This window comes from Chitinophaga niabensis, assembly GCF_039545795.1.
In the GTDB taxonomy this organism is placed as follows: Bacteria; Bacteroidota; Bacteroidia; order Chitinophagales; family Chitinophagaceae; genus Chitinophaga; species Chitinophaga niabensis_B.
In genome coordinates this window covers 4,707,715-4,733,266 of the sequence record NZ_CP154260.1, presented here as the reverse complement: position 1 = coordinate 4,733,266, position 25,552 = coordinate 4,707,715, and the positions used below count along the sequence as shown (strand labels likewise).

At 45.5% G+C, this 25,552-nt stretch carries 25 protein-coding genes; 17 read left to right on the top strand and 8 right to left on the bottom strand.

The features are described 5' to 3' along the window. Window positions 1-6: 6 nt before the first annotated feature. Complete coding sequence (locus AAHN97_RS18755; RefSeq protein WP_074242786.1) at window positions 7-591, top strand: precorrin-2 dehydrogenase/sirohydrochlorin ferrochelatase family protein; 585 nt, start codon at window positions 7-9, stop codon at window positions 589-591. Between the two features lie 167 nt (window positions 592-758). On the opposite strand, the gene AAHN97_RS18750 is transcribed toward AAHN97_RS18755, so the two are convergent. Then, window positions 759-1,280: an acyl-CoA thioesterase gene (locus tag AAHN97_RS18750; protein ID WP_343303600.1), complete on the bottom strand. Its 522-nt coding sequence runs from the start codon at window positions 1,278-1,280 to the stop codon at window positions 759-761. A 272-nt stretch (window positions 1,281-1,552) separates the two neighbouring features. Here AAHN97_RS18750 and AAHN97_RS18745 point away from each other — a divergent pair, with 272 nt between their 5' ends. The 4 genes from AAHN97_RS18745 to AAHN97_RS18730 all read left to right on the top strand — a co-directional run bounded on the left by AAHN97_RS18745 (window position 1,553) and on the right by AAHN97_RS18730 (window position 6,417). After that, window positions 1,553-3,208 carry a CTP synthase gene (locus AAHN97_RS18745; RefSeq protein WP_343303599.1) on the top strand — a complete coding sequence of 552 codons (1,656 nt, stop codon included), beginning with the start codon at window positions 1,553-1,555 and terminating at the stop codon, window positions 3,206-3,208. A 118-nt stretch (window positions 3,209-3,326) separates the two neighbouring features. Further along, the gene (gene yidC, locus AAHN97_RS18740; protein ID WP_343303598.1) at window positions 3,327-5,159 is read left to right on the top strand and encodes a membrane protein insertase YidC; all 1,833 of its coding nucleotides are present in this window, start codon (window positions 3,327-3,329) and stop codon (window positions 5,157-5,159) included. A gap of 59 nt (window positions 5,160-5,218) precedes the next feature. Further along, window positions 5,219-6,148: a M20/M25/M40 family metallo-hydrolase gene (locus AAHN97_RS18735; RefSeq protein WP_343303597.1), complete on the top strand. Its 930-nt coding sequence runs from the start codon at window positions 5,219-5,221 to the stop codon at window positions 6,146-6,148. 77 nt (window positions 6,149-6,225) lie between these two features. Continuing rightward, window positions 6,226-6,417, top strand: a complete 192-nt coding sequence (locus AAHN97_RS18730; RefSeq protein WP_343303596.1) for a hypothetical protein — start codon at window positions 6,226-6,228, stop codon at window positions 6,415-6,417. A 425-nt stretch (window positions 6,418-6,842) separates the two neighbouring features. Here the strand turns inward: AAHN97_RS18730 and AAHN97_RS18725 are convergent, their stop codons facing one another. Together AAHN97_RS18725 and AAHN97_RS18720 are read right to left on the bottom strand one after the other, a co-directional pair. Continuing rightward, window positions 6,843-9,254, bottom strand: a complete 2,412-nt coding sequence (locus AAHN97_RS18725; RefSeq protein WP_343303595.1) for a penicillin-binding protein 1A — start codon at window positions 9,252-9,254, stop codon at window positions 6,843-6,845. Between the two features lie 165 nt (window positions 9,255-9,419). Then, window positions 9,420-12,389 carry a tetratricopeptide repeat protein gene (locus AAHN97_RS18720; protein WP_343303594.1) on the bottom strand — a complete coding sequence of 990 codons (2,970 nt, stop codon included), beginning with the start codon at window positions 12,387-12,389 and terminating at the stop codon, window positions 9,420-9,422. A 211-nt stretch (window positions 12,390-12,600) separates the two neighbouring features. Between AAHN97_RS18720 and AAHN97_RS18715 the strand changes: the two genes are divergently transcribed. From AAHN97_RS18715 to AAHN97_RS18695, 5 genes are all read left to right on the top strand, one after another. Then, entirely contained in the window at window positions 12,601-12,990 is a 390-nt protein-coding gene (locus AAHN97_RS18715) for a hypothetical protein (protein WP_343303592.1), read from the top strand. Between the two features lie 120 nt (window positions 12,991-13,110). Then, window positions 13,111-13,563 carry a bactofilin family protein gene (locus AAHN97_RS18710; RefSeq protein ID WP_343303591.1) on the top strand — a complete coding sequence of 151 codons (453 nt, stop codon included), beginning with the start codon at window positions 13,111-13,113 and terminating at the stop codon, window positions 13,561-13,563. 1 nt (window position 13,564) lies between these two features. After that, window positions 13,565-13,753, top strand: a complete 189-nt coding sequence (locus tag AAHN97_RS18705; RefSeq protein WP_143197618.1) for an AtpZ/AtpI family protein — start codon at window positions 13,565-13,567, stop codon at window positions 13,751-13,753. After that, window positions 13,743-14,132, top strand: coding sequence for a hypothetical protein (locus tag AAHN97_RS18700; RefSeq protein WP_343303590.1), 390 nt, complete (start codon window positions 13,743-13,745; stop codon window positions 14,130-14,132). The genes AAHN97_RS18705 and AAHN97_RS18700 overlap by 11 nt, the downstream gene beginning before the upstream one ends. A gap of 3 nt (window positions 14,133-14,135) precedes the next feature. Beyond that, window positions 14,136-14,756: a SprT-like domain-containing protein gene (locus AAHN97_RS18695; RefSeq protein WP_343303589.1), complete on the top strand. Its 621-nt coding sequence runs from the start codon at window positions 14,136-14,138 to the stop codon at window positions 14,754-14,756. Window positions 14,757-14,812: 56 nt separating this feature from the next. On the opposite strand, the gene AAHN97_RS18690 is transcribed toward AAHN97_RS18695, so the two are convergent. The 4 genes from AAHN97_RS18690 to sucC all read right to left on the bottom strand — a co-directional run bounded on the left by AAHN97_RS18690 (window position 14,813) and on the right by sucC (window position 18,166). Then, window positions 14,813-15,220 carry an OsmC family protein gene (locus AAHN97_RS18690; RefSeq protein WP_343303588.1) on the bottom strand — a complete coding sequence of 136 codons (408 nt, stop codon included), beginning with the start codon at window positions 15,218-15,220 and terminating at the stop codon, window positions 14,813-14,815. Window positions 15,221-15,438: 218 nt separating this feature from the next. Next, window positions 15,439-16,464, bottom strand: a complete 1,026-nt coding sequence (locus AAHN97_RS18685) for a DUF4407 domain-containing protein (RefSeq protein WP_343303587.1) — start codon at window positions 16,462-16,464, stop codon at window positions 15,439-15,441. A 143-nt stretch (window positions 16,465-16,607) separates the two neighbouring features. Then, a complete protein-coding gene (locus tag AAHN97_RS18680) occupies window positions 16,608-16,781 on the bottom strand; it encodes an OmpA family protein (protein WP_343308277.1) in 174 nt (57 codons plus the stop codon). A gap of 170 nt (window positions 16,782-16,951) precedes the next feature. Further along, window positions 16,952-18,166 carry an ADP-forming succinate--CoA ligase subunit beta gene (gene sucC, locus AAHN97_RS18675; protein WP_343303586.1) on the bottom strand — a complete coding sequence of 405 codons (1,215 nt, stop codon included), beginning with the start codon at window positions 18,164-18,166 and terminating at the stop codon, window positions 16,952-16,954. A gap of 116 nt (window positions 18,167-18,282) precedes the next feature. On the opposite strand from sucC, the gene AAHN97_RS18670 reads away from it, so the two are divergent. The 7 genes from AAHN97_RS18670 (at window position 18,283) to AAHN97_RS18640 (ending at window position 24,244) form a co-directional block, all read left to right on the top strand. Next, on the top strand, window positions 18,283-19,095 hold the full coding sequence (locus AAHN97_RS18670) for a purine-nucleoside phosphorylase (protein WP_343303585.1): 813 nt from the start codon (window positions 18,283-18,285) through the stop codon (window positions 19,093-19,095). Window positions 19,096-19,125: 30 nt separating this feature from the next. After that, complete coding sequence (locus AAHN97_RS18665; RefSeq protein ID WP_343303584.1) at window positions 19,126-21,126, top strand: putative porin; 2,001 nt, start codon at window positions 19,126-19,128, stop codon at window positions 21,124-21,126. A gap of 42 nt (window positions 21,127-21,168) precedes the next feature. Next, complete coding sequence (locus AAHN97_RS18660) at window positions 21,169-21,573, top strand: hypothetical protein (protein WP_343303583.1); 405 nt, start codon at window positions 21,169-21,171, stop codon at window positions 21,571-21,573. Window positions 21,574-21,629: 56 nt separating this feature from the next. Then, on the top strand, window positions 21,630-22,385 hold the full coding sequence (locus AAHN97_RS18655; protein ID WP_343303582.1) for an oxygenase MpaB family protein: 756 nt from the start codon (window positions 21,630-21,632) through the stop codon (window positions 22,383-22,385). Window positions 22,386-22,414: 29 nt separating this feature from the next. Then, window positions 22,415-23,011, top strand: a complete 597-nt coding sequence (locus tag AAHN97_RS18650) for a 2OG-Fe(II) oxygenase (protein WP_343303581.1) — start codon at window positions 22,415-22,417, stop codon at window positions 23,009-23,011. 67 nt (window positions 23,012-23,078) lie between these two features. Beyond that, entirely contained in the window at window positions 23,079-23,792 is a 714-nt protein-coding gene (locus AAHN97_RS18645; protein WP_343303580.1) for an AraC family transcriptional regulator, read from the top strand. Between the two features lie 38 nt (window positions 23,793-23,830). Beyond that, complete coding sequence (locus AAHN97_RS18640; RefSeq protein ID WP_343303579.1) at window positions 23,831-24,244, top strand: SRPBCC family protein; 414 nt, start codon at window positions 23,831-23,833, stop codon at window positions 24,242-24,244. Here AAHN97_RS18640 and AAHN97_RS18635 read toward each other — a convergent pair. Next, window positions 24,237-25,484 carry a serine hydrolase domain-containing protein gene (locus tag AAHN97_RS18635; protein ID WP_343303578.1) on the bottom strand — a complete coding sequence of 416 codons (1,248 nt, stop codon included), beginning with the start codon at window positions 25,482-25,484 and terminating at the stop codon, window positions 24,237-24,239. The two genes, AAHN97_RS18640 and AAHN97_RS18635, sit on opposite strands and share 8 nt — an antisense overlap. Between the last annotated feature and the right edge of the window lie 68 nt (window positions 25,485-25,552).

Sequence of the window (25,552 nt, the reverse complement as noted above, 5' to 3'; positions counted from 1 at the left end):
GATCTTATGGAAGAGAATCATTTATTTCCTGTTTTCTTTAAGCTGGATCAGTTACAGGTACTGGTAGTAGGAGGTGGAAATGTGGGTACGGAAAAAGTGAACGCCATCTTACAGAATTGCCCCGCAGCAAGGGTAACCGTTGTGGCTACCTGGTTTGCACCTGAACTGGAAAGCCTCACGGCCGGGTTCCCTAATGTAACGCTCATCCAAAAAGCGTTCTCCTGTGGAGACCTGTTCGGAAAAGACCTGGTGATTGCCGCCACGGCAGACAGGGAATTAAATGCATGCATCTGGGAAAAAGCAAAAGCCAGCAAGGTGCTGATCAATGTAGCAGATACCCCCGGCTTATGCGATTTCTACCTGGGTTCCATTGTACAGAAAGGAAACCTGAAGATCGCCATTTCCACAAACGGCAAATCCCCCACCATCGCAAAAAGATTAAAAGAGGTACTGAACGATGCCATCCCCGATACCCTGGAATCTGTTTTACAGCATTTGCAGATCCTGAGGGACAGGCTGAAAGGTGATTTCAATGATAAAGTGAAGAAATTGAATGAATTGACCAGCGTACTGGTGAGCAGGGATCATTGATACCGGGCTTAAATCATAAAAAAAGACCGTCTCGGGTATAACTGAGGCGGTCTTTTCATTTCCTGACATAGGCTCCATATAGGGTATCCCTATAAGCATCCTATACACAAAGAAGGGCTGTTCCATAAAAGAACAGCCCTTTGCGTATTAATTACATGAAAGTAAACTTATTGCTCGTAAAACAAGGCCTTCAGTTCTCCCGCATCTGCAGGTTTCATCTTCCCGCCCAGGATCAGCCTTAACTGTCTGCGGCGGAGCGCCCCTTCATACAGTTTCACCTCATCCTCAGATTCCGGGATGATAGCCGGTACGTGACGGGCCTTGCCATTAGGGTCCAGGGCCACAAAGGTCATAAAGGCTTCGTTGGATTTATACCGGTACTGCTGCACAGGATCTTCCCCCCATACTTTCATATGTACTTCCATGGAAGTAGTGAAAGCACGGGTAACCTGGGCTTCAATATGTACCACGTTCCCCAGTTTAATGGGATTTTCAAAGGAGATATTATCTACAGAAGCAGTAACAACAGGGGCAGCACAATGTTTCATGCAGGCAAGGGCGGCAGCAATGTCCATCCAGTACATTAAACGGCCCCCCATCAGGTTGGCAAAAGTATTGGTGTCGTTCGGAAGCACCAGCTCAGTCATATTGATCAGGGAGTCATGTGCCTTCTTGGGCGTCAAGGTCATATCGAATGTATTTCAGGTCGCAAATTACGGGAATGCTGCGATAATTCCCGTGAACAAATAAAGTTACACTTCGGTGAAGTTTTTTGAAACGCTTGCCAGTAAAGGATTTGAATTGATATTGAAGGGGCTCCGCGAAAAATTGGCTTGGGTGCGAGGCAAATTTGTGTAACTTTGCATGACCTTACGGAAGTAAATTACTTGACAGGATACACCAAACAGTCCGGCATCACTTCCTCTTTGGTCAAGTAAAAATTTCGGGAACTTAGTTTTTTATGGCAAAATATATCTTCGTTACGGGAGGTGTTACTTCCTCATTGGGTAAAGGAATTATCGCAGCATCCCTCGCAAAACTATTGCAGGCACGCGGCTTTAAAGTGACAATTCAGAAATTTGATCCGTATATCAATGTGGATCCCGGTACACTCAACCCCTACGAACACGGGGAATGTTACGTAACCGAAGATGGCGCCGAAACAGATCTCGATCTGGGCCACTACGAGCGTTTCCTCAACACTCCTACTTCCCAGGCTAACAACGTTACCACCGGGCGTATCTATCAAACCGTGATCAACAAAGAAAGAGAAGGGGCCTACCTGGGTAAAACCGTTCAGGTGATCCCGCACATCACGGATGAGATCAAACGCCGCATCCTCCTCCTGGGCAAGGATAATAAATTCGACATCGTGATCACCGAACTCGGTGGTACCGTGGGGGATATTGAATCCCTCCCTTATATAGAAGCAGTTCGTCAGTTGCAATGGGAACTGGGGGAAGAAGATTGCCTCGTTGTGCACCTCACCCTCATTCCGTACCTGCGTGCGGCGAAAGAGCTGAAAACCAAACCTACACAACACTCCGTAAGATTATTAAGCGAAAACGGCGTGCACCCGGATATTATCGTGTGCCGTACCGAAGAACCCTTATATCGTGAACTGAAGAAAAAGATCGCCCTGTTCTGTAATGTACAGGTAGATGCTGTGATAGAAGCGCAGGACGTGGGAACCATCTATGAAGTGCCCCTGGAAATGATGCGCGAGAAACTGGATGTGATCTGCCTGAAAAAGCTGAACCTCCCCGTAGAAAAAGAACCCGAACTCATCAAATGGCGCGAGTTCCTGGATAAACTGAAATATCCTAAAACCAAAGTGACCATTGGTTTGATCGGTAAATACGTGGAATTACAGGATGCCTACAAATCCATCCTGGAATCATTTGTTCATGCAGGTGCCGTGAATGAATGCAAAGTGATCGTACAAAACATTCACTCTGAACATATTACACCGGAAAACGTAAGTGAGAAACTGAAAAACCTGGATGGTTTGCTGGTTGCTCCCGGTTTTGGCCACAGGGGAATAGAAGGAAAGATCACCGCTATCCAGTACGCCCGCGAAAACCACCTGCCTTTCTTTGGTATCTGTTTAGGTATGCAAATGGCAGTAGTGGAGTATTCCCGGAACGTACTCGGCCTCCGCGATGCACACTCCACAGAAATGAACCCGGAAACTCCTTACCCGGTGATCAACCTGATGGAAGAACAAAAGAAGATCACCAAAATGGGCGGTACCATGCGTTTGGGTTCCTATGCCTGCGAACTGAAACCCGGCTCGCAAGCTGCCCAGATCTACCATAACCAGGCCTCTATTAATGAACGCCACCGTCACCGCTACGAATTTAATAACGACTTCCTGGACCAGTTAGAAGAGGGCGGCCTTGTTGCCTCCGGTAAAAACCCGGAAACCGGCCTCGTGGAAATGATCGAACTGCCAGGCCATCCCTTCTTTATAGGCGGCCAGTTCCACCCGGAACTGAAAAGTACCGTAGAAAGCCCGGCGCCTATATTTGTCAGCTTCATCGCTGCCGCCAAGAATTTTGCCGAAAGCAGGAACGGCAAAGCTAAACAGGCGGAAGAGAAGATGATACATGATTGATATTTTTTATAAGTGATAGCGGATTCCGGCAGATGAATACTTTAACAATTCATCTGCCGGAATTCGTACATATTGCTACCTTATATATTACCTTTGCTCCTTAAATTTTAAAATCGACATGGACAGAAATTCGGTCATTGGTTTTGTGTTGCTTGGCGCTTTGCTGATTGGATATATTTTCTGGAATCAACAAAGCACTAATACTGCAAAGCTGGAGAAGGCCCGCCAGGATTCCATCGCCAACCTGAATAAGCCTAAGGAAGAACAGGCCAAAGTAATTGATTCTACAGGCAGCAATACTGTACTGGACTCAGCCCGTCTGCAAAGCGAATACGGTCCTTTTGCCGCAGCCGCCAGCGGAACGGAACAACAACAGGTACTGGAGAACAAACTGGTAAAGATCACTTTTAGCAATAAAGGTGGTGAACCACGTACTATTCAACTGCTTGATTTTAAAACCTCTGATGGCAAGCCCCTGTTCCTGCAACAAGGTTCCTTTAACAGAACAGGCCTTAAAATACCTTTAGCGAATAACCAGTCGCTCAATACTTCAGATGCCTACTTTGCACCACAGCCGGTACAAAAGAACGCAGATGGCAGTCAGACCATCAGCTACCGCCTCGGTACCAGCGCTAACCAATACCTGGAATATGTATACACCCTGAAAGCAGACAGCTACCTCGTGGATTATACCATCAACCTCATTGGTATGCAGAACGTATTGCCGAAAGGTAATATCAACTTCCAGTGGAACAGCCAGGCAGACCGCCAGGAGCATAACATGGAACAGGAGCGTTTAAATAACCAGATCCATTACCGCTTTGCGAATAAGGACCATGATTATTTCACCCTCACTAACCGCAGCCAGGAAAAACTGGATAAACCTATTCAGTGGATCAGCTTCAAGCAGCAATTCTTCAACATCACCCTGCTGGCCCGCAAAGAAAACTTTGCATCCGCAGAGATCAATACCAAAGTACCTGAAAGTGGCAACATCGTTGGTCAGAACATGACCACCCTGGCGATCCCTTATAATGGTGCTGCCGCTTACAGCTTCCCAATGGAAGTGTTTTACGGTCCTAACCACTACCAGACTTTGAAAAGAATGGATGTGGACCTGGAAAAGATCATCCCCCTGGGCTCCGGTATCTTTGCCTTTGTGAAGTACGTGAACAAATGGATCATCATCCCTGTGTTCAACTTCCTGGGTAGTCTTACTTCCAACTATGGTCTCATCATCCTGTTGCTCACCATCTTCATCCGCCTGATCATTGCTCCGTTCACTTATCAGAGTTATGTATCCGCTGCAAAGATGAAAGTGCTGAAACCTGAACTGGATGAACTGCGTGCCAAATACAAAGATGATCAGCAATCCTTTGGTGTGGAACAAATGAAACTCTTCCGCAGCGCCGGTGTGAACCCGCTGGGAGGTTGTTTGCCTGCACTGATGCAATTGCCCATCCTCGTAGCGATGTACTCTTTCTTCCCCTCTTCCATTGAGTTGAGACAGGAAAGTTTCCTCTGGGCAAAAGACCTTTCCACTTACGATTCCATCTATACCTTCGGTTTCAATATTCCTTTCTACGGAGATCACATCAGCTTGTTCACCATCCTGATGACCATCACCAGTTTGATCCTCGCTTTCTACAACCGTGGAATGACGGACCAAAGCAACCCTGTGATGAAATACATGCCATATGTATTCCCCGTAATGTTGCTAGGTATCTTCAATAAATTGGCAGCAGCGCTTACTTATTACTACTTCCTGAGTAACGTGATCAGTATCCTGTTGCAATGGGTGATCCAGACTTTTGTGATCAACCACGACAAGATCCACGCAAAGATCCAGGCGAATAAATCGAAGCCGAAAACCCAATCCAAATGGGCGGCGAAACTGGAAGAAATGCAGAAACGCCAGCAGGAAATACAGAAAACACCCAAGAAGAAATAAAATAAAAATATCCCAAAGGCCCCACGAAACTGGGGCCTTTGTTTTTTAACAGTGAACACATGAGAGTTATTCTATTAGCAGGTTTATTATTAACTGGTGCTGCCAGTTACGCACAAACTTATATGCCCTCTGCGGAGCGCATTACCAAAACAGTGAGTTATCTCGCTTCTGATAAATTGAAAGGAAGAGGTACAGCAGAAAAAGGAGGGGAGAAAGCAAGTAAGTATGTAGCAAAGAAATTTGCTGCCATGGGCCTGGAGCCCGGTTTTAACGGCAAATATTATCAACCCTTCACCTTTACCCGTGGCAAACATGTTGACGTACCCAGCAGGAATGTGATCGGCTTCCTGGATAACGGAGCACCCTATACGATCATCATTGGCGCACATTATGATCACCTGGGCCGTGCCGGTCTGTTCGATGGAAAATATCCCGTCGGTGAGATCCATAACGGGGCTGATGATAATGCCTCCGGTGTGGCAGGTTTACTGGAACTGGCAAGGTATTACACAGAGAATGGAACGAAAGAAGATTTCAATTTTATGTTCATTGCTTTTGGCGGAGAAGAACTGGGATTACAAGGCTCAAAGTATTATGTGAAGAACCCGGTTGATTCGCTGGATAATATCCATTTCATGCTGAACATGGATATGATAGGGCGGTATAATGCTGAACGTGGTGTAGGCATTGGCGGATATGGCAGTGCGGAAGAATGGCCGGCCATTTTTAAAGATGTTAAAGGAAATGGGGTGAAGTTCTTTACAGATGCAGCCGGTAAGGGTGGATCAGATCATCATAGTTTTTATGTATCAGGAGTACCCGTATTATTCTTTCACACCGGCGGGCACGATGATTACCACAAACCTACAGATGATATTGCTAAGCTGAAAGCCAAAGAGGAAGCCGGTATCCTGGATGTTGCCATACAACTGATCAACAATGCCATGAAGGAAAAGAAGCTGACTTATAAGGAAGTGGAAGAAAAGTAGTAGTGGGTAATTAACAGGAGAATAACAACCATTTTATTTCCAGATGGGTTGTACCTAAGTATTAAATCTTACGTACAATGAAAAAGAGGTTACACATCAACCCCGAACTGCAACTGCTTACCACCACACAAATGAATGAGATTTCGGGTGGAGATGTTATTGATGTTAACGAAGTTCAGGGTGAAATTGAATTACCCAAACTGCCTAACCTGCCAGCATCCCAGCCAACACCGGTACCAACATTTACGCCGGTATACATTAATCAATGATCCAATAAAAAAAGCGTTCCGATCGGAACGCTTTTTTTATTGGATATCTTTAAAATTTCTTTAGAATTGACTTCTATTTGTACCGGCTCAGTGTTTTTTTCCTTAAGAATTAACCCTCATTAGTTATCCTTCTTCACCCACTCAGTATTTCATCTTCCTTAAAAAAATAGCCCCCACAAACCTTTTTGCAACTGGTTATTTTCTGTGAACACAAAGCCTCGCAATTAGTTTTCCTTCTTCACCCACTCAGTATTTCATCTTCCTTAAAAAAAATAGCCCCCACAAATCTTTTTGCAACTGGTTATTTTCTGTGAACACAAAGCCTCGCAATTAGTTTTCCTTCTTTACCAGCTCAATGTCTTTATCTTCCTTAAAAAAATAGCCCCCACAAACCTTTTTGCAACTGGTTATTTTCGAAACATCAACTAATTATCCTTCTTCACCGGCTTCGGCGGCATCAAAGCCTTCGGATCCTTTGGCTGCGTAGCCGGATCTTTTGCCGGTTTATCTTTCTCTTTCACCGGTTCTTTCTCTTTCGCCGGCTCTTCCTTTTTCTGATTCTCTACCGGTTCTCCATACTGCCCTACATCCACTACCGGTTCATAATCCGTAGCAGCACCATTCCCCACATCTTCAGCTTCTGCACCGGGCTGTACATTGGAATCATAATTAAAGTACAGATCATTATGCAGGTTAGCAGGAATAGGGAATGTAGAATTAGGATCTACCCCCAGTGTTTTATCTGCATATACCTTCTGCATGAAATAAGCCCAGATAGGTAAACCTGTATTCGCACCCTGTCCCAATGCCGTACTCGCAAAACGCAGGTAGTTGTTTTCGCAGCCTACCCATGCACCAGCCAGCAATTGCGGTGTATAACCCAGGAACCATCCATCTGTATTATCATTCGTAGTACCTGTCTTACCACCGATCTCTCCGGGAATATTAAAACGGAAACGTAATCTCGCACCGGTACCACCTGGGGCAGTTACCCCTTCCATCATCTTCACCATCGTATAAGAATCTGTTTCACTGATCACTTCTCTTTTTTCAGGAACAGAAGTTTCCAGGATATTACCATTACGGTCTTCAATACGTGTGATGTAAATAGGTTTGGTGATCACCCCTCTTGCAGGGAACATGGTATACGCACGCAGCATTTCAAACAGAGAAAGCTCCGGTGTACCCAATGCAATAGATGGATACTCAGGGATCTTACTTTCAAATCCGATCTTGTTCTGCGCAAAATCCGCAAAAGCTTTGGCGCCTATTTGTTTGATGAGGTAAACACTCACCAGGTTCAGCGATTTAGCCAATGCACCTGCCATGGAAATAGAACCACCCACACTTCCTTCAGAATTACGGCTCACCGTCCAGTTACCAATGGTAACAGGTTCGTTGGGCAGCATCGCATTCGGACTGAAACCATTCATCAAAGCAAAGCAGTAAAGGAATGGTTTGAAGGTGGAACCCACCTGGCGTTTGGTTTTATAAACGTGATCATTTTTGAAATAACGGAAGTTAGGACCACCTACCCACGCTTTCACTTCTCCGCTTTCAGGGTCCATCGCCATGAAACCTGCCTGCAGTACAGCACGCATGTATTTGATGGAATCCATCGGCGTCATCACGGTATCAATATCATTCAGGTCTGGTTCAGTGAAACTGCGCCACGAGAATACTTTCATTTTAGTTGGCGTACTGAAAGCTTTTTTGATCTCTTCGTCCGTAGCTTCGTCATCCTTCATTTGTTTGTAACGGTCGGATTCTTTCATGAAAGACTCCAGGTCTTTTTGCCTTTTGTCCCACACTTTGCCGGACTTGATATTAGACTGCTGCGCGAAAGATTTTTGCAGGTCTTTCAGATGTTTGGCCACTGCTTCCTCCGCATACAATTGCATCCGGGGATTGATAGTGGTGTAGATCTTCAGGCCATCACGATAGAGATTGTATTCTGTACCGTCTGCTTTTTTATGGTCTTTACACCAGGTTTTTAATTCAGCCCGCAGTACCTCACGGAAGTAAGGAGCCAGTCCTTTATTATGATCTATTTTATTATAGCGTAAAACGATGGGGCGGTTTTTAGCAGCTTCACCTTCCGCCTTAGTGATGTAGCCTTCATCCATCATGTTCTCGATCACCGTGTTCCTTCTGTCCCGCGCCATTTGAGGATTCCTCCTGGGATTGAACTGGGAAGGGCCTTTCAGCATACCTACCAGCATAGCTGCCTCTTCGAGTGACAAACGGCTGGGATCTTTACTGAAGAAAGTACGTGCACCGTTTTCAATGCCATATACGTTATCTCCGAAAGTAACGGTATTCAGATAGAGCGTAATGATCTCTTCTTTGGTGAAATTCCTTTCCAGTTTGATAGAGATCACCCATTCCGGTAATTTCTGAAAAGCACGTGCAAAGAAATTCCTGGCCCTTTGTTTTCCTTCTGCATCCGCTTGCAGGTTCAGTGCCAGCTGCTGTGTAATGGTACTGGACCCTCTTTTTTTACCGATCAGCAGGTAAAAAGGGATCGCAAGAGTGCCTTTGGCAGAAATACCGGAGTGTTCATAGAAACCACGGTCTTCCGTAGCCAGGAGGGCATTGATAACGTTTTTGGAGATATCCTTATAGTCGATATTGGAACGGTCTACGGAAAGATATTTTCCCATAACGGTACCATCCTCAGCAAGTACCTGCGAGGCAAGGGCCGTTCTGGGGTTCTCCAGTTCCTCAATACTGGGCATATGCCCAATGAGGCGGAGGTTGATGAGTAAAATAAGGATCACCAGGAAGGCAAGCCCTCCCCCGAATACCCACCATAATAATTTTACGGATTTCTTCATATGTTAAATTGTGTGAAACAGTCTGTATGGTGCAAAAATATCTAAATTCCCCGGCTTTCATAGGCCTTGCCCAATGAGGATTTCTCTTCATTGGGCACCATTATTTAGATAAAACGCAAATAATATTAAACGTAGTGCAAATAGTTTTAAGTGATAACGCAAAAACTATTCCGTTATGTAGTTGGTATTGAAGAATTTCTTGTAGCCCTCTATGTCTTTTGTATTGTTGAGAAGAATGAAGTTTTCTCTTGATATGATAAAGAATTTATACTCAGTAGGTTTGATCCTTGGAATAATCACGGAACTGGCTGATTTAGAGATCTCATCCAGGTAATCCAGCGCTTTATCCTCAGTCGGGAATAACCGGAAGATCACCATGATATCAGTAGGTGTGAGCACAAAACTGCTCGTTTCCACTTTATCTGCCACATGTTTCTCCGCATTGTACTTGGAGAACTGCGCAAGTGCTTCATCTACAAGTACTTTAGACACCCTGGTGAAATACATCACCACAAAATGCGGATTCGCCGCCTTTTCGTCACCCAGTTTATAAGGCGTAACAGGAGGTGGAGGAGGAGGGGCTACAGCAACTGCCGCAGAATCTGTGGCTGGTTTTTGCACTACAGCAGCAGAATCTTTCAGATCAGGTTTAGGCGACTGCCATGGGTAACGGATGGAAATATTCTCGTCCACAATAGCATTCCCTGCACTATCGCGCGCAACCTGTAAGTTGGAGAGGTAGTCCACCACTTCCTTTTTCTTATTCAGTGCATCCGCGATCATATTAGCCTGGCGGAGGATGATATCATCTCCCGGATACTTTTTGATCACAGCTGCAATGGCATTTTTGCCTTCATCTTCTGTACCGGTTTTAATGATGGTCATGGCTTCCAGCAGGTCAAAACGGGATTGTAAAGAACTGAACTGGAAGGCAGAATCCGCCTGTCTCTTCAAAGTGAGCACCGTATCGTAATTGCCCGTGAGATAAGCCATGTAAGCGGATTCATAAATAGCACTTACAGCTTTTGTCCGCTCTTTATTTTCATCCTTCGGTAAACCGAACTGGATATAATTAGCATAACTGGTACCACCGAACTGGCTCAGCACAATCTGTTTGTAACGGGCTGCTTCCTGTGTATGGCCCATTTTTTCATGCCATACATACAGGGAATACATGATCTCTGCTTTACGCGGATTATCCGGGAATTTCGCCAGCAGCGAATCGTAAGAAGCGATCGCATCCCGGGGATTTTCCAGTTTATCATGGTATAACTTACCCAGTTCGTACCAGGCATCCATTTGTTTGGTACGGGATTCCGCCAGTTTTTCCGGTGTTACGGGAAGATTAGCAGCCAGCACATTGCTGTTGATGCTATCTGCAGGTAAACGGTCAATATTGGCAGCTACATTATCTGTAGCAGGTACCTCATCCGTAAGCGGTTGGTTATTGGCGGAAGAGGCAATGGAAGCTCCCTGGCTCCTGCGCCAGTTATCACCTAACTGGCGGTTTCCCCATCTGCGTTTAAATTCAGAATAACCACTGGATTTACTGCCGGCATTATAAAAATACCAATCACCTGCAGCATCCCCGTTATTAGTGGGAGAATTGGAATTATTGTAACGGCTGTTATTGTTGTAAGCCTGGTATTGCTGTTGTTCTTCCCCTTTCTTTGCGGGCGCATTTTTTTCATTACGGATGCTCGTTACCTTCCTGGCCAGCAGGGCTTCCCTTTGATCTGCAGGTAGTGCAGCAATCGCCTGGAGACTGTCTTCCTGGTGGATCAGGTCTATCCTTTTGGCTACTTCCGTCAACACTTCCTTGCGGGTGTTCACCAGTTCTGCATCTGTAAACTCAGGCCCCATGATACTGGCTGTACTGTCGTAATAACGCTGGGCAATGAGATAGTTCTTCTGGAAGTAATGTATATCCGCGATTGCTTTGAAAGTCAGTGTTTTCTGCAGCATGTTGGGGTTTTCCACCTTCAGTGCTTTATGCAGGTAATCCAATGCCCTGTTGGGATCATCGTTGGCAACAATGGAGGCCATGTTGTAATAGAGCGCATCTTTGAAAGGCAGGAAACGCTCTTTGCGCATCATGCGCTGCAAAGCAGCCAGGCTTTGCTCCATATTGGCACCACTCACTTTTGCATTGGCACGGGCTATCTGAACCCGGGCATTGAAGTCCATCAGCGCATCCGGCTTACGGGCAATTACATCCCGGAATGCATCCATAGCGGAATCCGGTACATTTTGTGAAAAGTAGATCTGGCCCAGGATATAGCTCATACGTGCTCTTTCGTCCCGGCTGCCTTTACCTTTTTGAATAGCCACCTTTAAAGGTTCTATGGTTTCCCTGTACAGGCCCTGTTTATAAAAACGGTAAGCCTGTAATTCTGCCAGCTGGCCTTCCAGCCTGCGGGGGAAATAAGGGTCTGTTTCCAGTATATTCAAAAGGGATTGTGCTTCGTCATGTTTCTTTTCTTCCAGGTAAACGCGTGCCTGCCAGAGGAAGGCATCATTCCTGGCAGACTTATGCCGGAAGCGGCTAAACCAGTTCTTTTCCTTTTCGCGGGAGGAAACGGACAGCTGGGAATCTTCACTTCTGCCGATCACCGTGCTGTATTCAGATTTCTTTTTAGGGGCAAAAGTGGTATTGATATACTTAAAAGTATTGTTCGCATTCTCCCAGTCGCCTTTATAATAATAAGCCTTGCCTACCAGCAGGTAACAGTCGTCTATCCATTTACTGCGCGGATCGTGGATCTGTACGGCTACAGAGGCTTTCTGGATCACGGAGTCCAGGTCTGTGGTATTCAGGTTCAGTTTATCAACAGAAAAAGGGTAGAAGGGGAGGAATACATTATAGTTATCCTGCCGTTGGGTGTTAATGCCTTTCAGCACACCCTCCAGCTTGAGTTTGGCGTGATAGTAATAGTTGTACCGGGTCACAGTGTTCTGCACCAGCTTTCGCTTGATGGTCCAGCGTTTTTCGGCCATTTTTTCAGAAGGAGGGCGCCGATCTTCTACTTTAACAGGTTTATTAACCTGGCTTTGCCCAAATACGGCCTGTGCCCCGCAACACATTATCAGACTTACCACACAAGCGCGTACATATAAGGATCTAGAACAATTCATGTATTTAACCAGGGTCAATAAGAACTATTATATAAACTAAGGAATTGGAAAAAATATTTTAAAGATATGATTATTTTTTTCTTTGCCGAGAGGAAGAGCGTACCCATATTATTGCCTAACTTTATGAGAATTACGATTTTTGATTGATTTTTCGGGAAATTCCACAATCTTTACATTAACAAAAAAGAATACATCTCCGTAACTGAACGCAATGGCAGAAGACAAAAACAAAAGGAGCCTCGACAGGTTAAACCACAAATACAGGCTGGTGATCATGAATGACGATACCTATGAAGAGGTAACGGCATTCCGCCTCTCCCGTATGAGTGTATATATAGCATTGAGCACCCTGTTCGTTTTACTGGTAGCCATTACAGTGGCCACTGTTGTGTTCACTCCCCTGCGTTACTACATTCCCGGTTACGGGGACCTGAAGCAAAGGAAGGAGTTCCTGCAGTTACGGATGAGGGCCGATTCCCTGGAAAGGTCCATCGTTACCCGCGACCAATACCTGGATAACCTGAAAAACGTGATCGGCGGCAATATCCAACTGGATACAAATATGCTCAAAGTGCCCAAAGTGGACAATAGTACCTATTAACGCAATGCAGCTCCCGGGAGATTTAATAATATTATAATACACATATCAATATATTTAACTATCTTACCAACGTCTTTAATTTTGACCATATTATCTTAAAAACTGAAAACCTTCGAACCTATGTTTAACCAAACAAAGAAAGGCGATGCCAAGGGGCTCATGCCTACGTCCAACATTAACCTTATCGGTAACGGCACCACTATCAATGGCGATATTGCGTGCGAGGGTGATATTCGTATAGATGGCCAGGTGAACGGACTGGTATCCACAAAGGCAAAGATCGTTGTGGGACCGGAAGGGGAGATCAATGGCGATCTGGTCTGCCAGAGTGCAGACGTCCTGGGGAAAGTGACGGGTATTATTAAGGTAGAGGAATTACTCTTCCTGAAAGGCAATGCTTTGATCAAAGGAGATATATACACAGCACATTTTGAAATGGAGCCTACGGTAAAGTTCAATGGCCGTTGCTATATGGATCCTAATGATGCGCCTGCAGCAGCTTCTGCTTCATCATCCTATAATCATTCGGATTCTAAAAATGGAAGAACAGTCCTCCAGGAAGAGACCGTATAACATGCTCTGGCGTTACGCCGGACTTGCATTTCAAATGATGGCGGCCATTGGTATTTCCTTATGGCTGGGGTATCTGTTGGATCAGTGGCTGGGCATGAAGTTCCCGCTGTTCATGATCATTTTTTCTTTACTGGCTTTAGCACTACTTTTGTGGAAGATTGTTAAAGATACCAGTAAGCATGACCGATAAATTTATTCTCTGGCTGGCAGTTGTTTTCATAGGGATCACTGCCGCCTTATTTCTCTTAAAGACCTGGCTGCTCCAAACGCTGGGCGTACATTATGAAGTGCTGGTGGCAGGCAACATTGTCATGGCACTGATCACACTCATCAGTTATTCACTGAACCGCAAAGGCATGACGAGCGAAAACGCGAATGTCATTGTGCGTTCTGTTTATGCGTCTACCCTGGCTAAATTGATGCTTTGCGTAGTAGCGATTGCGGTCTATGTGATCGTAAACCGTACCCGTGTAAGCAAAGCCACTATCTTTCTGTTCATGTTCTTCTATCTTGTATACACCGTATTCGAGACCAGTCATTTGATCCGAACCAGCAAAAAGAAATCGTAGCGCTTGAAGCAGGAAGCTCCATTACATGCATTGGCCGGTTATCTGCCGGATGGGACCTTTGAGCAGGTGATTGAATACATCACCCACTATAAAGTGCATCTGACCATTACCAGGGAAAGGCAGAGCGTATTGGGAGATTATCGTCATCCTTACCAGGAAAAAGGCCACCGCATCAGTATCAATGGTGGTCTGAATAAATATGCCTTCCTCCTTACTTTACTGCACGAGATAGCTCACCTGGTCACTTTCATGATCTATGGGAACAGGGTATCTGCCCATGGAAAGGAATGGAAACAGGAATACAGCAAGATCCTCCGGGAGTTTGTGGGTAAACAATACATGCCGCCGGATGTGGAAGCCGCTGTAAGGGAAAGCCTGCATAATCCCGGTGCCAGCTCCTGTGCGGATGAAGGTTTAATGAGAGTATTAAAACGGTACGACCGGAAAAAAGATAATCATTACCTGGTAGAGCAATTGCCGCCGGGTCAGTTATTTAAAACGAAGGACGGAAGGATATTCCGGAAAGGAGAAAGGATCCGCAAACGGTACCGTTGCGAAGAAGTACCATCGAAAAAAGTATACCTCTTCAGCCCGGTATACGAAGTGGAACTGGTGAGCGAGTAAGTGAAGCAGATATTGAACTGCTTAGCCGGTGTTCAAAATAAGCCCCCCTGTTTAACTCATCGTATCACTTCCACATGATTCAGTTTCACAGCTGCCCCCGATCTTAATGAAAGCGGGATCTCTGCAATCTGGTCCGTATGCCGGATCAGCTCTTCAATCTTTTCACGGGGCGCAGCAGACTCCACTTTGATGTCGTAACGTATATTGCTGGCCTTTGCAGGTTCTCCGCCCCAGTCGCCATTCACAATGATCTCCACATGCCGGATAACTACCTGCCATAGTGCAGCTTCCCGATACAGATCATTACAGATACTGGCACCGATAGCCATCATAAAGAGCTCTTCTCCGCTGAACCCGATCCCCAATCCTCCGGCCCTGGGCGTACGATCTATCACCAGGCTGCGCGGCCCCGCCCAACCAGCCGCAGCGCTGCTTTCATGAATTGTTTTGATATGTACTTGCATAATTTAATGTACGGAAAGTTGAGGGGATAAACAAAAACAAATGCCCCCCGTAAACGGAGGGCAAGGGGTAACATTTGCTACTAGTTAACGTTTCTTGAATGGTTTTAGAAAATGGACCGGCGATATATAAATTCTTTGCGTTTTCGTTTGCACATAGCCGTTAGTTTTACAAAGGATGAAATAATCCACCTGATTCCATAAACCCGGTTAAAATATTTTTAAGAAAAAGCGGCATTTTTTATCCTGTGTTCACTTTCTCCCGTCCGCACTGCAATACGTTCATCCGTTTCAAGTGTAAGCATGGCCTTTCTTTCCTTATTATGCATGGTGAATCCGTATTCATGTTGTTCCAGCAGATCGTCATAAGGCCCCCGGGGCGAGATCAGTTTTACAAATACAGGCGCTGTTTCAATGGCAATGAATAACAAGATAATGAACCAGTTGGCCCAACGGATAGGCGTACTGTTTTTTGTAATAGTACCCAGTGCATCCAGCCGGGAAGCAAAGCCATTCAGCTGATCTCTTTTCAACTGTGCAATGGTATTGGTAACCGCTGAATCCACGGTTGCCAGTTCAGCCCGGCCTGCCGCATACTGTTCGTTTAAAGCTTCCCAGGCAGCCTGCGCACTATCCGCATCTGCTTTTTTGGCTTTATAGATAGGGCCCAGGTTTTTGAGCCTGGAGCCACCGGTGCCATCTGCTTCCTGCTGTGCCAGTAATTGTAAGGTATCCCTGCGTGCCGCCTGCGTGGCCATTTGCTGCTGTAATGTTTGCAAACGTGCATTCAGGGTAGCGCTGCGGGCCTGAAAACGTTCTTTCACCTTATCTTCCTGGGCTTTGAATTTCTGTTGCTCCATGATCACCAGTTCTGCCTGGATCTCTTTATTAAAGATCTGCAGTTCCAGTGGTTTGGAAATAACAATAGCGATCAGCAATGCCAGGACGATACGTGGCAGGGCCATGAGGAATTCATCCCGGAAGCGTTCCCGCTTTTTCATGCTGGAAACAATGTACCGGTCCAGGTTGAAGATCATCAGGCCCCAGACGAGTGCAAATACCACAGCAGCCCAGGGTTGCTGAAACACCGTCCAGAGGGCATAACCTCCCGAAAGAGCTGCCAGTAATCCTGTGAAGAAAATAGTAGCGCCAATACCTGCGTACTTGTTCAGTTCTGAAGGAGCGCGTTTCAGCATCGGCAGATGAGCGCCGGAGCAGATGAGAAAAAATTGGCGGATGCGTAACATGCGTATATTATGTTAAAGGATAAGACCAATAACCGTTTGCACATTTTAAGTAAGAAGGATGGAAACCAAAGATACTGGATTTTCACAATCTCCACGCTGCGGTTCTTTCCTTTGCCTTCTTCTAAGCATTATCTGCAACAGGTTTATCCTTGCCCGATACCTTTTGCGGTTAAACGGCCGGCCTCAATCCCTTTTGCCGTCAGCGCAGCCTTTACGGCCTGGGCTCTTTCTTCAGAAAGTTTTTTATTACGGGCGGGCGTGCCACTGTTATCCGTATGTGCTTTATACCCTGCATTGGCAGTCAGCAATTTCTGGATCTTATCAATAGTAGGCTGGGGCTAACAGAACGGTAACGGATGCTGCAATGGTTAGAATACGGAGGTACATATATTGGGGTTTTATGGATACCAAATATAGGGGAAAGGCATAAAAAAATGGCCAGCATATTTGCTGGCCACTTATTATCAAAACATTATCTCTGTGTTTATTAAGCGTTTACCGCTTTGTTCACCAGGGCAGCTGCTTCACTCAGCAGGATGGCAGACTGTACTTTCAGGCCGCTTTCCTCGATAAGTTGCTTCGCTTCTTCTGCATTGGTACCTTGTAAACGTACAATGATAGGAACCTTGATGGTGCCGATGGATTGGTAAGCATCAATAACACCCTGTGCCACCCTGTCGCAACGAACGATACCACCAAAGATATTGATGAGGATCGCCTTCACTTTAGGATCTTTCAGGATGATGCGGAAACCTGCTTCAACGGTTTGTGCGTTTGCAGAACCTCCTACGTCCAGGAAGTTAGCTGGTTCACCACCGCTCAGTTTGATCATGTCCATGGTAGCCATGGCCAGACCGGCACCGTTTACCATACAACCTACGTTACCATCCAGCTTCACAAAGTTCAGGTTGTGTTTACCGGCTTCTACTTCGGTAGCATCTTCTTCTGTTGTATCACGCAGGGCCACCAGGTCAGGATGACGGAGCAATGCGTTATCGTCCAGGTTCAGTTTGCAATCCACCGCAATGATCTTTTCATCGCTGGTTTTGAAGAGGGGGTTGATCTCCAGCATGGCAGCATCCAGTCCAACATAAGCATTATACAGGTTGGTCACGAATTTCACCATGTTTTTGAAAGCTTCACCGCTCAAACCAAAGTTGAAAGCGATTTTGCGCGCCTGGAATGGTTCCAGTTTACCGCCTGGGTATACCCACTCTTTGAATATTTTTTCAGGAGTACTGTGTGCTACTTCTTCAATATCCATACCGCCTTCGGTAGAATACATGATCACATTGGTACCTTTAGCCCTGTCCAGCAGGATAGAGAGGTATAATTCCTTGATAGGATTGGGACCGGGATAGTAAACGTCCTGGGCTACCAGTACTTTATTCACCACTTTACCGGCTTCACCTGTTTGTATGGTCACCAGTGTACCGCCAAGGATATTGCCGGCTATGGTCTTAACATCTTCTGCATTTTTTCCTACCGCTACGCCACGTTGCTCAGTTCCTACAATTTTGCCTTTACCACGACCACCAGCGTGGATTTGCGCTTTCACTACGGAAAACTCGTTGCCAAACTGAACTTTCAGTTGCTTGTAAGCCTCAGCTGCAGCTTCCGGAGTATCTACCGGGATACCTTCCTGCACCGGTACGTTATATTTTTTCAACAGTTCTTTCGCCTGGTACTCGTGTAAATTCATCGGTATTTAAATTTGGGCGCTAAAATAGGCAATTTATGTTTTAGAAAGGTGAATTCTTTGGGGGAAGCTCTTCATATGTAATATAGGATTAACTTTGCCGGGCATAAATTTTTGCCATGCCCGCACAGATCAACGAAGCAACCGCATTTATACAGCAATATGCAAAGGAAGCGCCACAGGTGGGCATTATCCTGGGCAGCGGCCTGGGAAACCTGGCCGGGGAGATAACGGATAAAACGGAGATCTCTTATAATGATATCCCCCATTTTCCACCCGCCACCGTGGAAGGCCATTCCGGAAAACTCATCCTGGGCAGGCTCAATGGCCGTTCTGTAGTGGCAATGGCTGGCCGTTTTCATTATTATGAAGGCCTCAGCATGCAGCAGGTGACCTTTCCCGTAAGGGTTATGAAAGCCCTGGGCATTCACACCCTCCTTATTTCCAATGCAGCAGGGGGAATGAACAAAGCTTTCAGGGTAGGAGACCTGATGATCATCACAGACCACATCAACCTGCAGCCGGAACATCCGCTCAGAGGGCGTAACGATGATACCCTGGGACCCCGGTTCCCGGATATGAGTGAGCCTTATGCCAAAACCCTGGTCGCCAAAGCCCAAAGTATTGCTGCCGCTAAAGGTATATCTTTACATACCGGCGTTTACGTGGGCGTACAGGGACCTACTTTTGAAACCCGCGCCGAATATAAGTTCATGCATATCATAGGAGGCGATGCCGTTGGAATGAGTACCGTACCGGAAGTGATTGTGGCCATCCACAGCGGATTAAAGGTTTTTGCCATGAGCGTGATCACGGACCTGGGCATACGGGAGGAAGACAATGTGATCACACATGAAGAGGTACTGGCAGCCGCCAAAGCAGCAGAACCACATTTAACATATATTTTCAGGGAATTGGTTCAACAATTGTAGAGAATTGCGGGCCATATACGAATCATCAGAATGAGGCAGTTCACCATTATTTTACTTTTGCTGGTTTGTTCCGGCACCGCCCTGCGGGCTCAGATCAACACCGGCCGTATTCCTACTGGCGCTGGCGGTGGCAATTCCCGTATGCAAAGGGATACCACCAAACATGATCATGAACCGGATACCCTTACCCTCAGGTTCCGCTACCTGGATGAGCCTACCGATTTCATGCTGGATTCCTCTATCACCGATTTCAACCTGAACTACCTCAACGTTCCGGCTAATTATACCACCCTGGGCAATAACGGAAGCGCAGCCCGCAACCAGATCTTCAGCCCAAGAATGGTGCCCGGCTTTGATCCCGGTTTTCATGCATTTGATGTATACGGCTTCAATCACCAGAATGCCCGTTTCTATAATACTAACAGACCTTATTCAGAACTGGGATACCTTATCGGCAGCAAGCAGGAACAAATGATCAACCTCATGCATACCCAGAACCGCGGAGAGAAATTCAATTTCTCCTTTGCGTACCGCAAAATAAATTCCCAGGGGTATTACAGGAACCAAAGCACCAACCACGATAATTATAAAGTAACTGCAAATTATAATAGCCAGAATAAACGGTATCACATCCTGATGAGCTATTATCTGAATAAGATAAATGGTGGTGAGAACGGCGGGATCACAAATATCGCAGAACTGAAAGATCCTGAAAATACACAGCTCCGGCTGATCCCCACCAACCTGGGTGGCAGCAATCCTGCATCAAGTACAATATTTAATACAAACATCCCCGTAAAGAATGCTTACCAGGAAGCCAGTTTCCTGTTCCGGCATCAGTACGACTGGGGCAAGGGAGACACCATTCACGTGAACGATACCACGGATGTATACAAGTTCGATCCTGTTTTCCGTGTAGAACATACTTTCACGTATACACAGAACACCTATGAATATATAGACAGGAATGTAGATACTACTTTCTACAAGAAGAACTACGGTTTTGTATTTCCTCCGCCTGCCACCACCGGTTTTACAGATACCATATTAACACGTCATCAATGGCGCATCCTCAGTAATGATCTTTCCTTCATCCAGTTCCCGATACGCGGTAATATGGCCCACTTCATTAAAATAGGTGGAGGGTTTGATAATATCATAGGTGAGTTTATTGATAATACCGGTATCACGTTCCAGAACCTCCGCATCCATGGGGAATACCGGAATAAAACAAAGAACCAGAAATGGGACCTCTCTGCCAAAGGTGAGTTTTACCTGCTGGGTGAAAATGCCGGAGATTACAGTGTGAGCGCCAGCCTGCGCCGTTACCTCAACAGCACATTAGGCAACATTACCCTGATGGGCTTAAATGTGAACAGGGAGCCTTCATATGTGTACCGTTACTTTGCTACCGATCCCGAACACAACAAGGTGTACAGGAACCCTAACATACAGAAAGAAAATACCACGCTGTTACAGGTACGTTCAGATAACCCGAAGCTGAAGTATAGCATAGTGGGTAGTTATTATCTCTTTAATAAATACACCTATTTTAAAAGTTATTCAGAGAGTGAGCAGTTCACCGGATTGTTCAATCTTTTGCAGATCGTTGGACAGAAACGTTTTGATGTGCGCAGCTTCTCTTTCCTGGCAGACCTGGCTTTCCAGCAACTGGCAGGTAATGCGCCCATTCAGCTCCCAACTTTCTGGGGCCGTGTAAGGGCAGGTTACAATGCCCGCCTCTTCAAGAACCTGAACCTCTTCACTGGTATTGAAGGGAAGTATAACACACCTTATTACACGGATGATTATTCTCCCATGTTCGGCCAGTTCGTTTACCAGACCGCCATCAAACGGGAAGTATATCCCGATCTGGCAGGCTTCGTGCATTTCAGGATCAAATCCTTCACTGCATATGTACGGGCAGAGAACCTGAACACTTTCTTATGGGATCAGAATTTCTTTGCACCGCAGTATCCGAGTAACGATTTCTCCCTTCGGGTAGGTTTGCGCTGGTGGTTCATTAATTAAAACTATCTTTAGCTGCGTACAGTTGTATAATTATCCCAATAAATGCAATATCGTATGTTCAGCTCCCTCACTTTATGGTTACGTATCAGCGTGGCTATTATCCTTTTTACACATAGCATCCCCGGAATGTTTGACGGAGGCATCAATGCCTTTGGAAACCTGTATCTGAACGAGATCGGTTTTGCCCCGTTCGGACTGGCACTCGCATGGGCAATAAAGTTATCGCATGTTGTATGCGCTGTGTTACTACTCCTGAACAAACAGATACTCCTGGCCTGCCTTACCACTATTGCTATTTTAATTATGGGCATCATCATGGTGCATTTCAGGGAAGGTTGGTTTGTGGTAGGAGGGGGCAGGAACGGCGTAGAATACAATTTTCTGCTGATTGCCGTGCTGGTACAGATTATGGTGAATGAAAGAAGAACACCTCCTGCCACCAGATAAATATTTGCCTGATATTGTTTTTTATGGTTACTTTGTAGTGCAAAGTGAATCCAATAATGGAGCAATTCGTAAAAGAAGATAGTATTGTAAGGGAGATCTGGGGAAAGGCAGATACTATACTCTTTGTTTTTGCAGGATCTGCTGCGGAGTTTGCCCTGAACAAGGCAGTGGACTGGCTTTACTTTACCGGTAAGTTACCGGCCGACCCATTGAAAAGATTGTTCTCTACAGTTACTTATGCACAACGTATTGTTTTTGCAACAAAAGAAAATGCCTTTACTGCCATAGATCAGATCACTGCCATTCACCGGCAGGTGGAAACTTCCCGTGATATGAAAATACCCGATTGGGCATACAGGGATGTATTATTCATGCTCATCGATTATTCCATTCGTGCTTATGAATTGCTGGAACGCAAGCTGAGCCTGAATGAAAGGACGGAAGTTTTTAATACTTTTTATGAGGTGGGTGTGCGCATGGAACTGAAAGACCTGCCGGCCAGCTACAGTGAATGGGAACTAATGCGGGAGACACACCTGAAGCAGGATCTCCGGTTCAGTGACCTTACAAAAGACCTGTTCGAAAAATACCGTGAACATTTAGGTGAAATACGATACAGATTGTTAAAACAGGTACAGGCATTGCTGGTGCCGGAAACAGTAAAAGGCCTGCTTTCCCTGGATAACGGGGAATTATTATTGCCGGTGCTTTACCTGTATAAATTGAGCGGAACATTTAATATGCAGGATCTGCTGCGGAATATGCTGCTGCCTGCAGAATACAGGATGCAGGTACAACAGTTGAATAAATAAAACTACCTTTAGCAGATAATCCACCCTTATTGCAACAGATCTTTGATACACTCATCAATAGTTTTATAGAAAGTAAAGTAGGCATAGCAGAACATTTTTTGAGCGACCGGCTGGCGGGTCACCTGAAAGAAAATTTGAATACCCTATACAAAGAAAATAACATGCTTGCTGCCGGAACCGGCAACAAAGAGCTGGTGCTAAAAGATAAATTAGTACGAAGTGATGTGATCTACTGGCTGGACAGGAAACATAATAACCCCTACGAAAATGAATTCTTCGATCTGATGGATGCTTTTATATTGTATCTCAACAGTGAATGTTATACAGGTATCACAGGATATGAATTTCACTACACTTTATACGAAGAAGGCAGCTTTTACAAAAAACACCTGGATCAGTTCCACAATAATGAAAGCCGGCAATTCTCTATGATCATGTACCTGAATGCTGATTGGGTAGAAGAGGATGGCGGGCAGTTATCCATTACACGTGCAGAGGGTGATCAGCAGATAACACCCGTGAATGGGAAAACGGTGTTTTTCAGAAGTAATGAAATGGAACACGAGGTATTGGTAACGAACAAACCAAGGCTGAGTATTACCGGGTGGTTGAAGCGGGATCGTTAATAATTGACGAAGTATCCGAAATATAGAACGTTTTTGGAAAATAAAGTATAATTACCTTTGAATAGCCATGAGCTATCAGCAGTACAAACCACACCCGGCCCTGCATCCATATATCGATGCATACTGGACGGTTAGATCCGGCCAGGCTAACAGCCGTATCCTCCCGGATGGTTGTGTTGATCTCATCTGTAATTTCGGTTCTCCCATCACCAGTGATAACAATATCCTGGCCCCGGATCATGTGTACCTCATTGGCACCATGACACGTTTCTCAGACACCGTCAACACAGCAGACACAAACCTCCTGGGTATCCGTTTCAAACCCGGCGCTTTTAATTTGTTCTATGACCAGGCTCTCCACGAAGCCGCAGATCAATGCATAGAATTTGAGCGGTCATTACTAAGTGTAACGAACCTGGATCAATATTTTCTCCATAAACAAAAGAAAGCAACGCACGCGTTATTGCCCATCATCACAGATATCGTTGCCCAAAAAGGCAACACCAGGATAAGCACACTAACTAAAAAGCACTTCATCACAGAACGCCAGCTGGAAAGGAATTTCAAACAATATACCGGCATCAGTCCCAAAGCATTTTCAAACATCATCCGTTTTTGTTCCATTATGGATCAGATAAAGCATAACCCCGCAAAGGAGAGTTTTGAAACCATCGCTTTCAGGAACGGCTATTATGATCATGCACATCTCACAAATGAAATAAGGAAATACACCGGCCAAACACCAGCAAATTTGTCGGGTTTTTCCAAAAATGGGCAGTAAGGCCATCATTAAATTTGTAAGAAAAAATGAATGCTCTAATGCTTGTATTAAGTATGACCATGAACCTCAGCATTTCCATCAACCGCAGTGCGGACGATGTATATGCATACATGTCCAACCCGGAAAACCTCCCCCAATGGGCAGCGGGCTTATGTACATCCATACAGAAAACCGGAACAGAAAATGTATGGCAGATCAATAACGGGGAAGCCAGGGTACGCTTTGTAGAAAAGAATAAATTCCGGGTAGTGGACCATTACGTACGTGCAAAACCCGGAGAAAAGGAAGTTTACATTCCCATCCGTGTTATAGAACACGATGATGCCTGCGAAGTAGTGTTCACACTCTTCCGCTTACCGGGCATGACAGACGAAGAATTTAAAAGGGACATGGGGAACGTACAGAAAGACCTGGATACCATCAAAGTAATTATGGAGCGTAAGGCTAATTGATCTTCAGCGCAATAGCTGTTTTCCCATTGTTGTTGATGATCAGCTTTTCTCCTGCTACAAATATCACTTCAAAGTCTTCCTCGCCTTTCAGGAAGAAATGTGTTTCGTCAACAGCGCAAAGTACAGACTGCGGCCCTCTGTTGGGGGCTGCTATCAGCTTCCCATCTTCAAGTCTGATCTCTACCACAAGTCCGCGTTCTTTGGCTTCATAAGTACCCACATACTTTTGCAGAACTGTGGCGCCCAGCGTAATCTCCTTCTTATTACCCGGTAGCTGATATGGCTGATGATAAAGTATGGCAAATATCTTACGCGTTATAGTTTCCAAAAGCGGAGTTTCTGTATTGCTCAGCATTACAATGCATATATCGTCCGCAGGTACCCTGGCAAAATTGCTTCTGAAGCCCCAGATGCCGCCACTATGTGATACTGACTTATGCCCAAAAACGGTATCAATGATCCAGCCATAACCATAGTTCCCTTTGAATGGAGTATAGGCTGGTTCCATCACGCTTGTTTGCCTTTGCAATAGCTGATGCCATTTGTATAGGTCGCCCACCGTGGAATAGATAGAGCCTGCTGCATAGGATACAGATGAATCCACCAGCGGAAGATCACTGGATGCTTTTAATGGAGCATTCAGCCCTGCAAAATCAAAACCGGAATCATGCATATCTTCCGGGTCAAAAAGATATTTCCTTAGGGCTTCCTGGTAAGTTATGCCGGTTACCTTCTGAATGATATACCCCAATAGCATATAGCCTGAATTGCTATAGTTCCAGCCGGTGCCGGGTGAAAAATCAAGTGGTTTGTCTTTGAAGAGTGCAAGCATCTGTTCTTCTGTAGCTGGCTGACCAGCTGCTGTTTCCATGAACTCACGGTTCATGGTATAGTTATAAATACCCGAGGTATGTGTTAACAGATGTTGAATTGTAATGCTGTCCCCTTTAGGATAATCAGGATAGTATTTACTCAGCTTATCCTGTAACGATAACCTGCCTCTTTCTGCCAGCTTTAAGATCGCTGTAGCTGTAAATGTTTTGGTAACGGAAGCAATCTGGTAGATCGTATTCTCCTGGTTGCCATAACCTTTCTTCAGCAGAACGGTTCCTCCGCGGGCTACAAGTGCCGTGCCCCGGAAGTCTTTATAAGCACTCATGAGGGTATCTAATTCTGCCGGAATGTTCTGTGCCGTGGCAGAGGTCCAGGTAAGCAGGAAAAGGAAGAGTATACGTTTCATTGGATAAATATGACCATTAAAACCACAGGTCTGAACCAAATGTGACAAGTCCGGCAGAAAATGTGACG

Coding starts and splice junctions, on each gene's coding strand:
- AAHN97_RS18755 (WP_074242786.1), top strand. CDS start 7: ATGGAAGAGAATCATTTATTTCCTGTTTTCTTTAAGCTGGATCAGTTA.
- AAHN97_RS18750 (WP_343303600.1), bottom strand. CDS start 1,280: ATGACCTTGACGCCCAAGAAGGCACATGACTCCCTGATCAATATGACT.
- AAHN97_RS18745 (WP_343303599.1), top strand. CDS start 1,553: ATGGCAAAATATATCTTCGTTACGGGAGGTGTTACTTCCTCATTGGGT.
- yidC (WP_343303598.1), top strand. CDS start 3,327: ATGGACAGAAATTCGGTCATTGGTTTTGTGTTGCTTGGCGCTTTGCTG.
- AAHN97_RS18735 (WP_343303597.1), top strand. CDS start 5,219: ATGAGAGTTATTCTATTAGCAGGTTTATTATTAACTGGTGCTGCCAGT.
- AAHN97_RS18730 (WP_343303596.1), top strand. CDS start 6,226: ATGAAAAAGAGGTTACACATCAACCCCGAACTGCAACTGCTTACCACC.
- AAHN97_RS18725 (WP_343303595.1), bottom strand. CDS start 9,254: ATGAAGAAATCCGTAAAATTATTATGGTGGGTATTCGGGGGAGGGCTT.
- AAHN97_RS18720 (WP_343303594.1), bottom strand. CDS start 12,389: ATGAATTGTTCTAGATCCTTATATGTACGCGCTTGTGTGGTAAGTCTG.
- AAHN97_RS18715 (WP_343303592.1), top strand. CDS start 12,601: ATGGCAGAAGACAAAAACAAAAGGAGCCTCGACAGGTTAAACCACAAA.
- AAHN97_RS18710 (WP_343303591.1), top strand. CDS start 13,111: ATGTTTAACCAAACAAAGAAAGGCGATGCCAAGGGGCTCATGCCTACG.
- AAHN97_RS18705 (WP_143197618.1), top strand. CDS start 13,565: ATGCTCTGGCGTTACGCCGGACTTGCATTTCAAATGATGGCGGCCATT.
- AAHN97_RS18700 (WP_343303590.1), top strand. CDS start 13,743: ATGACCGATAAATTTATTCTCTGGCTGGCAGTTGTTTTCATAGGGATC.
- AAHN97_RS18690 (WP_343303588.1), bottom strand. CDS start 15,220: ATGCAAGTACATATCAAAACAATTCATGAAAGCAGCGCTGCGGCTGGT.
- AAHN97_RS18685 (WP_343303587.1), bottom strand. CDS start 16,464: ATGTTACGCATCCGCCAATTTTTTCTCATCTGCTCCGGCGCTCATCTG.
- sucC (WP_343303586.1), bottom strand. CDS start 18,166: ATGAATTTACACGAGTACCAGGCGAAAGAACTGTTGAAAAAATATAAC.
- AAHN97_RS18670 (WP_343303585.1), top strand. CDS start 18,283: ATGCCCGCACAGATCAACGAAGCAACCGCATTTATACAGCAATATGCA.
- AAHN97_RS18665 (WP_343303584.1), top strand. CDS start 19,126: ATGAGGCAGTTCACCATTATTTTACTTTTGCTGGTTTGTTCCGGCACC.
- AAHN97_RS18660 (WP_343303583.1), top strand. CDS start 21,169: ATGCAATATCGTATGTTCAGCTCCCTCACTTTATGGTTACGTATCAGC.
- AAHN97_RS18655 (WP_343303582.1), top strand. CDS start 21,630: ATGGAGCAATTCGTAAAAGAAGATAGTATTGTAAGGGAGATCTGGGGA.
- AAHN97_RS18645 (WP_343303580.1), top strand. CDS start 23,079: ATGAGCTATCAGCAGTACAAACCACACCCGGCCCTGCATCCATATATC.
- AAHN97_RS18640 (WP_343303579.1), top strand. CDS start 23,831: ATGCTTGTATTAAGTATGACCATGAACCTCAGCATTTCCATCAACCGC.
- AAHN97_RS18635 (WP_343303578.1), bottom strand. CDS start 25,484: ATGAAACGTATACTCTTCCTTTTCCTGCTTACCTGGACCTCTGCCACG.